Source organism: Halolactibacillus sp. JCM 19043 (assembly GCF_001310395.1).
In the GTDB taxonomy this organism is placed as follows: Bacteria; Bacillota; Bacilli; order Bacillales; family Amphibacillaceae; genus Halolactibacillus; species Halolactibacillus miurensis.
This window is the reverse complement of the sequence record NZ_BAXD01000052.1, coordinates 1-12,383: the sequence shown is the minus strand read 5'-3', so window position 1 is coordinate 12,383 and position 12,383 is coordinate 1. Positions and strand designations below refer to the sequence as shown.

Genomic DNA, 12,383 nt, shown 5'->3' with positions numbered 1-12,383 from the left:
TTATACTTATATAAGCGATTTGAAAAAATAGCCTTCATGCCCATGAAACCCACCCTCTCTTTGTTTTGTGACGGTCACTGTTAGTGCTTTAATTATAACACGCGGAATATACGTTTGTCACTTCAAAAATATTCAAAACAAGCGATTCATCACCCACCTAGTGCTAACGCACTTGAGGAAGGTGTCTTCTCGCCCTAAAGCGATAAATTCAAATTGATACCGCTGATTGTTCGGCGATGAATCTCCTTCTGTCTTAATTAAAACGGTTAGATAGTATAGGTAATACTTACGCTCTAACGTTTGAATCTCTATCTCTTGAAGTTTAGCTTTTGGATAGCGTTCTATTATCAACCTCGAGGTCGCGAGACTGTTTGAAACAGCGGATGTTAAAAGTTCTTCATGCTTATGTTCCGATTTAGCGCTTTTAAAACACGGGATGATTAACATTCATTATGAAACATTGGCATCTCGTGAATACTATGAATACAAAAACACCTCCGATTTTATAGCTACTTGGGGCGTGTATGATAAATATTCTGGAAACTATATGTATTCAACTACTACTTCGCAAAAAGGTGTCTTCAATATTTCCTGGAAACGAGTTAAGCAATCTAAATTAAGAAGCCATCTGCCAAGAAAGAAACTCTTCCAGCTAGTTTTTTAGCTCAATATATCAAGGACATGATGATAACGAAAGCATTAAACATGACATGTAAAACAATGGCTGTAAATATATTTTTTTCTTTTAAGTATAGAAAAATTGTTCCTAATGATAGAAACACTACTTGCATCATCGCCAATAAATTCCCATTATGCATATGTCTATGACCGTAGACAAAGAGTAATACAGAAATTACGCCTAAAACTATTTTCCCCATTTTTGAATCTGTTACACTTAAAAATAAGTATCTATAAATTAATTCTTCTCTTAACGGAGCAATGATTATAGCAGCAAACAAAAACTCAATAGTATAGTTTTGAGATGCCACTTCAAAACTATCAAATACAAGCGTCATATAGATATATATCGTCAATATCAAAACAATCAAAGTTAATAAGGTTTTTTTAATCATTGAAAGATTTAGTTCTTTTAGTGATTGGTCTAATTCTTGCCTACAAAATAAGTATATAATTAAAATCATAATCAAATTTAAAAAGAATTGATCATTCTCTAACAAAGCAAGAAAGACCGTACTTCTCATTACTCCAAAGTTGATTTTAAAATAGATAATAACCCAAATAGACAATAGAATGATTTTTTTGAGACGTAAATTAATTCGGTTTGCCTTCATCATATTTTCACATTGACCGCCTTCCTAGTTAGCTGAAAAATATTGTGGCGCTTTTTTCTGTTAATCCATTTTTGCTCAAAATTAATGAATGAGTGACGTTGTTCACCAAATAAGACATGGTAAATAAACCTTGTACTCCGTTGTCTCAATCTTGCTTCGAGTGTTATTTGAACCACTAAGTAACCGTTGATCCAGCTCTAAGTCCATATTAACAGTACCCCTTTCATGTCCTTCGTCTTTTACTGATTGTTTATTGTTAATTCAAGATTCAAAGTTCGCTTTAAACTGCTTGGCATCATCTGGTTGCCGGGCTCGATTGCATGCGAGCAGAGCGACAGTCAAGTGACACTAAGCTAGCAGTGTTAATATAAGCATTTAAAATACTAAGAAGCGATAGCCCGAGTTTCGCTCCTTAAAAAAGTTGTACAGTTTTGTGCTGACATACCAATTTATAGAAATCAGTAAAACATACATTGTTAAAATACTTAAAATAAAACCTAACCCTGATAGAAATAAAATCAGTGTCGACATTATAAGTTAACCCCACCCATTATTTTTGTTACTGTCACGTTGGTCGAATCAATTTTGCGAATAATCCTTTAATATAAAGAGCCTCTGCTCCAAAAATAAACGCTATTTGAAGATGTACCATCTATTTATCAATAAAAAAATTCTTATGGAAATTTTCTAATCTGTAATATTAGATAACTTTTTCTTATTAAGAATATGCTTTTTAATTTGATAAATAAGAAATAAGACGCCGATTAAAAGTATACCTTTTAAAAACTCAGGAGCATCAAGTATCGCTAATAAATAAATTGCTAACAGACCAAATAATTGAACAAAGATAAACTTTCCCTTTGGTTCTTGTTTTCTTAAGAAGAGAAATATGTACACAATACTAAATGATATAATCATCATATAGTTACCTTCACTAAGTTGGAAATATAAAGCGAACAATAATGTAACTGAACCCATGAGAAACCAAGATACCTTAAAGTACTCTGAACTGCCTTTCTTTTCTTGTTCTGACATTGTTAATTCTTTGAAGTTTATCATGTTCTCTAGCGTCATTATGTGAAAATCAATTAGAAAGATGCCTAATATCGTTAGATAAAAAAATATAGAGTTCAGTTGATTTTCGGCAATTATGGGTTGAATGAGGAATAAGGTTGTCTTTAAGAGAATGAATCCAACATAAATTTTTTGATTCTGATATTTTTTAAACAATGCATAACAAATCAGTTGAAAAAATAGGAATCCTGGCCATACAATAAATACAATTAAAAAGGCTTTTAGACCTTCTATATCTTCTAGGGATGGGTACAACATATTAGCATATATGAACGCCCAAATACTGCTGATAATTAATAATAATGATCTTGGTTTCAATACGCCTATCTCCTCGCTTAATTATTTATATCTCCCAAAAGTTTTATCTCTCTAAATTACTACTTAACTGTTCCAGTTAGACCAGGGACTACAGCCCAACTCACACCTATGTCCCACTTAACACCTTTCCCTCGAGAGTATGCAGTAACTAAATTAGATCCAACCACTGCAGCCTAGCTAACCATCCACGTCCCTAAAGCTGCCCCGCCCATCGTCCCAATTTGACCAAATTGAGTCCCATTCGTTTTCTAAGGTCGTTGAGTTTAATGGCTAAAAAACATTATTCACTTGAATAAGAAAGCTAGTATAAAATTCAAAAGAACACCAAAACATAGAAAGAGAAATATATATAGTATTTTATTCCCAAATAAAGAAGGGAGAATCCACTTCGATCCTTTTTTCTTACAATCCATTTTAAAAGATATATAAAATAAGGGTAATGATAAGATAATGGTCGCATAACTGATAATCAAAACCATTATAGGATAATCATTATTCCAATGATGGTTGTCAGGTATAAATATATTGTCAGCAATTAACAGAATGAACCCTAAAATTAAATATAACCATGACGATTCAGACAATCTTTTCATACTCTTCTAACTAAATGAGCACCAAACCCAAATATACTCCATGATTTAGATTGAAACTTATTATACCTCGCCATGAAAGTGATGGAAGCCGCTGCAGCTCCTACATTTATAGCAGCACTTATAAATGATACTTTTGCTCCTGCTAGAATTAGTATTGCTCCAACTCCCCCCACGCCTGTTGAAGCTAAAGCACCAGCAGCTACAGCTGATTTTCCGGCTGAAATGGTTGACCGTGTTAAACTGGCCAGCATACTGCTAACTTCTCGCCAACCACTATAGCCAGAATAAGTCTGCCCCCCACCATCTAAATACGTCATTTCTTCTTCAATTGTTACATAATTTTCTGGTAATACCATTTCCGTTTTTCTACACTCCTTTCATGTCCTTCGTCTTTTACTGATTGTTTATTGTTAATTCAAGATTCAAAGTTCGCTTTAAACTGCTTGGCGTCATCGATATCAAAACGAGTAAAATGTCTTTGTGACAACAGATAACCACTTAATATGATAAAGATAATTGCACTTAATCTATTTTTTCTAGGTTTTTTTTACAGGATTTAAGAATTTACTGCCAATAATAACAATTAAAAAAAATATCCACATCCCAACTTTAGAAACAATGGTCCCAAATATATATGTTAGAACTATAATTATTGCGGAATATACTATGAGGGTTAAAGCGAATAGCTTATAGTTTCTTAAAGTCTTAGTAAAGTCATATTCTGCTCTGTCAGGCTCATAGACATGGTATACAAGCAGAAAAATAATAGCATTTTTTTCAGAAATAACATTGTAAATCAATTCCATTAAAAGTGATATGCCAAAAACTACATAAAAAAATTCCAAACTACTTATGTTGCCCAATATACAGCACTCCCTTAATAGTTTATTATAAGACGGATAACCAAATAAATATAATTTATCCATGACGGTTTCTTTTTTCCGGTCTTTTAGAATTTCTTTCGATCGGAGCTACTTTTTGCCCCCAGCATCGTCTTTATATTCATCAATCGCTGTAATTTTTGGTAACCGTTTGGTTTACCTTAACATCGGAGCACAAATTTGATCGTAACGACGCATAATCGTCGTTGGAGAGGTGCCAAAACGAGAAGCAACATCCTTAGAGCTCTTTCCTTGAATCCATTCAACCCCCATGGCCTGACTAAATTCTATAGATTGTCTTTGGTACCGCTCCTCGAGGGTATTATCTTCATGGAACCGTTTTTGGCATGCTTCATTTTCACAACAATAGTGACGTTTACGGTAAAATAAAATTGTCTGTCTATCAAAAATAAGGTGATGTTGAATTTTTTGGATCAGATAATCATGGACTTTTTCTGTTACTTGGTTACAGCTCGGACAATGATGAGGAACACGCACTAACTCAACATGAAGTTGATAATGGCCTTCTTACTCGACTGATTTTGTCATCGTAACCTCTTCTAAATTAAAGCCATGAATAATAAAATTAAAGTCTCAAATCGAATTCTTTTGTGCTTACTTACAAACCAATCAATCTTTAAATAAATTCAAAAATAGCAGTCGATACATAGCGAACGTGAATACAAAAAGAAAAGCTATTTCATATAATATATTTGATATACTCATCAAATTTATAAATTTATAGCTAGCATGATTTGTACTAGTACACAACAATAATGAAGCTAATAACTCGATTTTTCTCATCGGGCCATGGAAGATATTTTCTGTTTTGAACAGATTAAATGTCTCTCTAAATTTAGTAGCATTTATCCCTTTGTATAGACCAATAAGTACCGAAACAATCAAAATTAAAAATGTAATTTCTATCTCCGCTTCAGAGTTTATGAATGTATAAATGTTGAGTAATACTAAACAGAATATAAGTATGAAAGGTTTAGTATATTTTTATTAGATATCATATAGTAACCGCCTTTAACCAGCTAATACCAAGAATAAAAATGCCTAGATTGACTTTTCCAAGTTCCTTTTTCATGGAATAGCCTACAATTCCCACCATATTCCGCACCTTATTACTTAAATTAACGTAAAGACCTACACCCCCATCCAAACACATTATTTTTTCCTGCTCAATCTACACATCATTTCTGGATAATAACATTTCAATTTAAATTCACTATTAAACAATTTAATTATTAACTTCATTTTTAATGTATTTGAAGTAAATAAAAAGCAACAAAATAATTTGTAAAACCAATAAAATAAATAGCATGATCATTCACTTTAAAAACGGACTATCTAAAGTAAATTGGCTACTATTAATATAGTTTAGAGCACCACCAGTTATCAGTATTGAGATAACCGTTATAATAAAAACAACGCTATAGTATTTATTCATAATAATTTACCACAGAGCATTCAAAGAGCCATTGTTTGGTTTTGTATCATTTCTATCAAAAATAGTAGTTACTGCCGCACCAACAGAAAAATATAAAAAACCATTAATGGCTCCTAAAACAAGCCCTGTCAAGGTATTTGCAACTCTAGTACTAACAAATCGAATTAATACATTATTAAACGTTTTTCTAGATGCTGCAGAGCCATTACGCCTAATAAGCGGCATTAATAATTTGACCCCACCCCCACCAATTAATACTGCTATCCCAGTATTAATTGCCATGTAAACCGGCCATTTAGGTACTCCAAACCCACCATCTAAATACATCATTTCTTCTGTTTTAATTATTACATAATTTGCTGGTAATACCATTTCCATTTTTCTACACTCCTTTCATGTCCTTCGTCTTTTACTGATTGTTTATTGTTAATTCAAGATTCAAAGCTCGCTTTAAACTGTTTGGCATCATCGGTATCAAAACGAGTAAAATGTGATTGTGACAACAGATAACCACTTATTATGATAAAGATAATCGCACTCGTCATAATAATCGACTGAACATCAAATGATAAAAGTAATAACCCACCAATTAAACTCCCAATCGGTGTGGCGATATTGTTGACGGTACTTAACGTGGCCATGACTCTACCATGAGATGGGTGGGTGTCATGATTTGAATTAACGACATTTGAATCACATTCATCACCCCGGAACAGGCCCCGAATAAAAGTAAAGATGAAGCGGTCATCCACCAGTTAGACGCTAAACCAAATAATACGAGAGCTAAACCGTTACCGAGCCAGGCCATGGCCACGTATAAGCCTTTTGCTTTTAAAGTATTTGATAGAATCGCGCCGATAAAGAACCCAATGAAAAAGGCAACGTAAAGGCCACTGTAGTAGATCGCAGAACCATACTGTTCACCCATCGTCGGTAAAATAATAATTAATAGGGCAATAATCGCCCCTGAAATAATCGTTGACGGGAGGATGATTTTTAAATAGCGACTTTTATTAATGAATGAAAAGCCTGCTTTAATATCGGCTAGGTATAAACTAAAACGTTTCTTTAGCGATGACTGACGTGCAGAGGATGGATGGGTTGTTTTCTGTTGGGCTGTCTTTCTAGTTAATAGACCAAGAAAGCTCACGCCGGCGAGTAAAAATAAAGCAGCGGATAACAGATAGGCATTTTGAATACCTAGCCATCCAATTAATGCTCCACCAGCTAAGTAGCCAATCAAGTTGATGACTTGATCGGATGAACCAATCGCCGCATTAGCTGCTTGAAGTTGATCCGGTTCATCTATTAACAGCGTTAACAATTTGTTGTTTGCCGGGTAGTACAATGCAGAAAATAACGATGCAATAAAAACAAGACCAATAATAAGTGCAACAATAAAAAGGTCGGTAGAAAAAATGAAGGGAATTATAAACACAATTATTGCTTGAAATAGTAAGGCTAAACCAGCAAGTGTCGCGGCCGCATAACGATCAACAACTGGTCCAAAGAAAATGCTACATAAAGCTGCTGAACTAATTGCCGCATAAACAAAGCCGTTTACTGACACGTTCAGTGTTGATGTTTGAATCAACCAAAGTATAGCGATGGAATATATACTATCACTCAGGTTGGCAAAGCTTCTTGAGGCAAAATAAGTCGTGAAAAACTTAACACGAAATACGTTCATTAAATCATCCTCCCAGATAAAGTTAAAAATATTGCTAATTATTTGTTTGTGAAATTATTCAAGTTTTTTTAGGCTTTTCACCTCTTAAACACATTTAAACTAATCAGTCATATCACGTCTCTCGCAATCGCATAGGCAATCCTTAAATAACAGGAAAATTTAGTTCGTTTCAGTGCATGCTAATATTGAGTCATAGAATGATAGGACTTAATAAGTCTAGAACAAGTAATGTGAATCTAAAGAAAATGCACACGAATGGTTTTCACTTAAGAAGTTAATCGGATAGATTTGTTGATTAATTTAGATATTACCACGGTTTATATTTTTGTAAAAATCCTATTGAAAACTGATTATTAGAGATAATGAGGTGTATCTATAACAAAGCTCTTTGATACTATCTCTTTTCTGTAAATATATAATCATGATTATATTTTGAAGCCAATATTCGAATATATCTAATGAAAGTTCAGCTAACTCATGCATGTTTTTACAAAGGTATAACGTGAAGACATTCATGATTTGGATGACTATCTCTATAGGTCGGCGTAGGCGGTGTTGATAAAAGTGTAAAGCAAACGTATATTTTATCCTGTTAGAAAGCTAGTAATACTAAGGTTTAAATGAAAAAGCCGACCTCTATATCGAGGTCGTACTAATTTTTACTTTACTTTTTTTCAAGCCTTCTTGATGAACTTAAAAGTTATAGAGGCTAATATAAATGATGCTCCCACCATTATTGGGAAGACGACAAATGCACCTAAAAGGTTTGTTTTAAAATTCAAAGGCACGAAATTATCCCATGCCAGCGTTACGACTTTTCTTAAAAGTATGTAAATAAAGATCGTAAATACAAAATAAATGACTTTCTCTATGACGTTTTTCAATCTGTTTACCTCCTTCATATGCTTTATTAAATTTATTGTTTTTCGCAAAAAACAACTTTTTAAAAACAGCCTTTAATTAAAATCTACAGTTCAATAATCATAGGTTGTCAACGGCATTACCGAATAAGAAAATGAAACTAGACAACAAGAGAATACATAAGCTTCCAACGATAAGGCTTAGATGAACGATGACGACTCTCTTCGTCTTAGATTTGAAAATGGCAACTATTGATAGAAAAAAGGTCAAAACTGATAAAGCGATGACCAATATGAGTGGATGTAATTTCAAATAATCTAACGAGAAATCATGAAATGATTTCGAGAATGAAGCAGCTCCTAACGACAACACGCTTAAAGTGAAAAGAACAAGAGTAGGCTTTAAATTGATCAACATCGGTTTGTTTTTCAAATGCATGCGCGCTCCTTTCAAATGTTAGATGTAAAGAGACCTTGTAGTGCTAGGACGATATAAGCTTCTTTCTTTTTATAAGCAGTAATATTATGAGTGTGATTTCAGTAGAAAGACAGATAAGAGATCCTAAGATAATACCACCGATAAATGAATAGCGTTGATATGCATGTAATAGAAAAACCAGTTGATGATGACAATAAGCTGCAAGATGAGTTGAATGAAAGCGGCTTGAATAATATAACTGGTATAAGGACCTGTCTTCTTGAAAAATGCTAGTGTAAAACGCCAAACAATCATAAAAATCATTAATAGTAAAACGATATAAACAGCGATAAAGAGATCGTGTTGATTCATCTCTTTCCCCTTCCTTTTAATCATTTACTTCAACAAACATCTCTTACACATGATAGATTAAATTGGATGTTATTGGCTTATTTCTATCATAGCAAATAACTGACAAAAAATATACGTTATAACAAAAAAACCTAACAAAATAATCATGTTAGGTCTTCGGTGTGTGTATTATAGGTTGATTAAAATTAAGGCAACGATAGTTAAAGCAATCGCAACTTTATTTTTTCGCTTAATGGTTTCATTGAATAACACAAATCCACCAATCGTAATCAATACGATACTGCCGGCGCTGTATATTGGAAAGACAACCGATGTTTTCAATGTATCCAAGGCAAGAATTAAAAAGTATGATGAGAACAGATTTGGAATACCAACTAAGAAACCTGTTATAATATCGCTTTTTCTTACGTCGCCCTGCTTTTTATAAGCGTAGGTGGCACTAATAATAAACGCAATAAAAAATACTGCGAATAGAAAGACATCCTTATAATCATTTAACGCATACTTTTGATAGATTTTATTTGAAAACTCCGCAATCCCGCCGAAAACAAACAACAACAGCAATGTTGGTTTTAAATCAAAGCGCTCAAGCGATTCGGGTGACAAGTTTACGATTAGAATAGATATAAGTGCAAGAACAATCCCGATCCATTGAATCATTGTCGGTAACTCTTGCCAGATAATGATGGAGAAAATCATTGGAATTAGAATACCTAATTTAGCAATCGTGCCAGATAATCCTACCCCATTTTCTCGTACGCTTTTTTGATAATAGATGAATGATAAAAAGAAAAATATGCCCGCAACAGATCCAATCATCAGTGCCCAAAGGATACTTGAAGCTGGTGACAACAAGGCGTTATCTGAGTTTAAAACAGCGCTAAACTCACTGAGGAAATTAACATCAAGTGAAAAATCGGTCATCAAGCCCTTTGTCACAATCATGACAATGCTTGTCGTAAAAGCAATAAAATAATTAGCGCTTGTAATAACGTAACGATTCGTCTTTCTTGTTTCTGTGTACTTAAAGATCAGTGCAATGGATGCACTACAAATAATGGCTAGCAATAAATAAAACATAAAGCTTCTCTACTCCCCTTCTTTTTGTTCCTTCATTACTATAGCCTTATTTCGTTTCGTTACGCAAGTGTTCATTTTATCTGACGAAATCTGTATACTTTATTTTAGTAGTTACAAAAAACCAGAAATAAAATCATTTGAAGAATACGAATTAATACCATCCACTTTTGGCAGGTGGATTCATCAACATAAAGAGACAGGATTATTCAAAGAAAACGATAACCGCATACCCGAACAAGAATAACAGATTTACTTAAGAAACTAAATAGGAAGGAATCAATGACCTAAAAAATGCAAATCCTCCCTTCCTATGTTATGGTAGTAAGTGTCATCTAATAGAATGAATTTTAAGCGTCAATGTTTATTTCGCCCGAGCCTCATGTTCTAATAATCATTTTTATTGATTAATTACGTTTAACTCATCCGTATTTTGATATCACCCTGAGTAGAAAAACGGAGTAACACGGAGGGATTTCAAGAATAACTTATTTTATAGAGGGAGGAAGTTCCAATGAATATATTCAGAAAAAAGCACTTATTATTGATAATCACTCCAGTAATTATAATATCCTGCGTGCTTTTTATATTGTCACATTACTATCCATTATCGTTGCTTAGTATAAATAAACAATATATCTACACACCTGAATCTACGGTGGTTGCTCAATATGAATCTAAATTAAATGACTTAAAAAGCAGTTATGAAAAAAGTGAAACAAATGATTTAACGATTAACAGGATGCAACAAGGTTTGCTAGATGTTTATCACCAAGATTTTTTAATCAGTGGGGACTCAGTTGTGTTTACTAATGAAAAATTCAGTTCAATTAAAATAGATGTTATAGAAACTAGAAAAATATTGCTGGATCTAACCTTTAGTGAAAATTATGACAAAAATACGAAAAACTATTTACAATTGCTAGTAGAATCAATAATAGAAATGGAGAGTTCTATACAAAAAGCAGAACTGACAGCTTCTTATTCAAAAGAAGAATTAGAACAAGTTTTAAATAAACTGCAGATGCGTTTTTACTCCAGTTTAAAATATTTTGATTCTTTTTATGATAGTTATACAAATAGTTAGCGACTTTTAGATATACTTCTTGATTTTTTTCGGTAGTTGGATAAGTGACTACTGCCAAGGTATTTAACAGTGCATTAAAAAAACACTTTTTCCTTTACATCTCTAGGAAATTAACGTGGCTTGGCATCGAGCACCTGCGGGCATGGTTTTTGCGTCAGAGAACCAGCTGAATACATGCTGGCTCTGCCGAACGACAGCCGCTCGATATAAAAGCCCCGCTCAAGTAATGATAAATAGCTTGGCAAACAGAATAATAGCCGTGAAATGAAGTGTGTGGTTAAAGGATCCTGTCTTGCTTAGTGTAACCTATCCAAGTTTGCAATACAGACTCAAAGGTCTTATCGTGTTGACGTCCTCATCTTCACTTCCTACTTTAAATTGAAATGTAGTGTAAATTCACCGTCGTGGAAATTACACAACTAATATTGGTATGTTTGTAAGAGAGCCGTCATTTATTAATCATTTATAAATCAATATTGGTTATTCTCCAAAATTCTTCGATTTTTTCTAGAGTTAAATTCATAAATACAACACTTCCTGAAGAGGGATTATCCTCAGTGTCAACATAGAATGATACGTTCATTAATATCTTATCACTTGAAAGGTCAGAATTTAACTCGAAGTTATTTAGAAGATACGATATGCTTTTGCTCTGCAAAGCGAGATAAGGTGTTTTAGTCGAATTATCGGTCAAGATTATCCCCTCTTGTTCAATTGAATAGTTATTTGTTAATAATTCATCCATAGTGTCATAATCAAGCTCAATATAGGCATTAAGAAATTGTTCAGCTGTTGCCCATGATTGAGGTATAAGTTTTATTAATTTTTGTTGTTGATCTAATTCTTTCGATTGCTGATCTAAATCTTCTCGTAACTCTTCGTTTAGTTTTGTAATTTCACTAATATCATTTTTCAACTCGTCAATATTATTTTTATTTTCAACATGAATTTGTTCATTCGTTTCTACTTCTTTATCACTAGAACACCCAAATAATATGAATACTAGCATCGTAACAGTTACAGTAGACATAACAGTTTTGATCATTATCATCATCTCTCTTCCTTTTAAGATTTAATTATTACCTAATATGGATAGGTTGCACTTAACCAGGTAGTTTAGTTGAGGTCTATTAGACTTGCTAGACTAATTATGGAAATTGATATTTTAAGTATGCAGCGCTGATCATGAGGCTAGACAAGGTATCAGTTTTATCTCATAAAATCCGATGGTATAATTTAAACATTTATTAGATGAATGAATTTCA

Annotated in this window: 12 protein-coding genes; 1 reads left to right on the top strand and 11 read right to left on the bottom strand. The window is 33.2% G+C overall.

The genetic code is table 11. From position 1 onward, the window contains the following. Positions 1–665 precede the first annotated feature (665 nt). From JCM19043_RS14950 to JCM19043_RS14895, 10 genes are all read right to left on the bottom strand, one after another. A complete protein-coding gene (locus tag JCM19043_RS14950; protein WP_062323761.1) occupies positions 666–1,295 on the bottom strand; it encodes a CPBP family intramembrane glutamic endopeptidase in 630 nt (209 codons plus the stop codon). Between the two features lie 684 nt (positions 1,296–1,979). Continuing rightward, positions 1,980–2,351 (bottom strand): hypothetical protein, encoded by a 372-nt coding sequence (locus tag JCM19043_RS16630; RefSeq protein WP_143103202.1) that lies wholly within the window; start codon positions 2,349–2,351, stop codon positions 1,980–1,982. A gap of 922 nt (positions 2,352–3,273) precedes the next feature. After that, complete coding sequence (locus tag JCM19043_RS14935; RefSeq protein ID WP_062323753.1) at positions 3,274–3,633, bottom strand: hypothetical protein; 360 nt, start codon at positions 3,631–3,633, stop codon at positions 3,274–3,276. A 180-nt stretch (positions 3,634–3,813) separates the two neighbouring features. Further along, entirely contained in the window at positions 3,814–4,203 is a 390-nt protein-coding gene (locus JCM19043_RS14930) for a hypothetical protein (RefSeq protein ID WP_143103201.1), read from the bottom strand. A 111-nt stretch (positions 4,204–4,314) separates the two neighbouring features. Continuing rightward, on the bottom strand, positions 4,315–4,656 hold the full coding sequence (locus JCM19043_RS14925) for an ISL3 family transposase (protein WP_062323750.1): 342 nt from the start codon (positions 4,654–4,656) through the stop codon (positions 4,315–4,317). A 964-nt stretch (positions 4,657–5,620) separates the two neighbouring features. Further along, complete coding sequence (locus tag JCM19043_RS14920; protein ID WP_062323748.1) at positions 5,621–5,992, bottom strand: hypothetical protein; 372 nt, start codon at positions 5,990–5,992, stop codon at positions 5,621–5,623. Positions 5,993–6,045: 53 nt separating this feature from the next. Continuing rightward, the gene (locus JCM19043_RS14915; protein ID WP_062323745.1) at positions 6,046–6,255 is read right to left on the bottom strand and encodes a hypothetical protein; all 210 of its coding nucleotides are present in this window, start codon (positions 6,253–6,255) and stop codon (positions 6,046–6,048) included. Next, the gene (locus tag JCM19043_RS14910; RefSeq protein ID WP_062323743.1) at positions 6,243–7,304 is read right to left on the bottom strand and encodes an MFS transporter; all 1,062 of its coding nucleotides are present in this window, start codon (positions 7,302–7,304) and stop codon (positions 6,243–6,245) included. The genes JCM19043_RS14915 and JCM19043_RS14910 overlap by 13 nt, the downstream gene beginning before the upstream one ends. 1,422 nt (positions 7,305–8,726) lie before the next feature. Continuing rightward, positions 8,727–8,954 carry a hypothetical protein gene (locus tag JCM19043_RS14900; protein WP_062323738.1) on the bottom strand — a complete coding sequence of 76 codons (228 nt, stop codon included), beginning with the start codon at positions 8,952–8,954 and terminating at the stop codon, positions 8,727–8,729. A gap of 168 nt (positions 8,955–9,122) precedes the next feature. Then, positions 9,123–10,034: an SMR family transporter gene (locus JCM19043_RS14895; protein WP_062323736.1), complete on the bottom strand. Its 912-nt coding sequence runs from the start codon at positions 10,032–10,034 to the stop codon at positions 9,123–9,125. Between the two features lie 511 nt (positions 10,035–10,545). On the opposite strand from JCM19043_RS14895, the gene JCM19043_RS14890 reads away from it, so the two are divergent. After that, the gene (locus tag JCM19043_RS14890; RefSeq protein WP_062323734.1) at positions 10,546–11,118 is read left to right on the top strand and encodes a hypothetical protein; all 573 of its coding nucleotides are present in this window, start codon (positions 10,546–10,548) and stop codon (positions 11,116–11,118) included. A gap of 463 nt (positions 11,119–11,581) precedes the next feature. Here the strand turns inward: JCM19043_RS14890 and JCM19043_RS14885 are convergent, their stop codons facing one another. Next, positions 11,582–12,169: a hypothetical protein gene (locus JCM19043_RS14885; protein ID WP_062323732.1), complete on the bottom strand. Its 588-nt coding sequence runs from the start codon at positions 12,167–12,169 to the stop codon at positions 11,582–11,584. Positions 12,170–12,383: the final 214 nt, after the last annotated feature.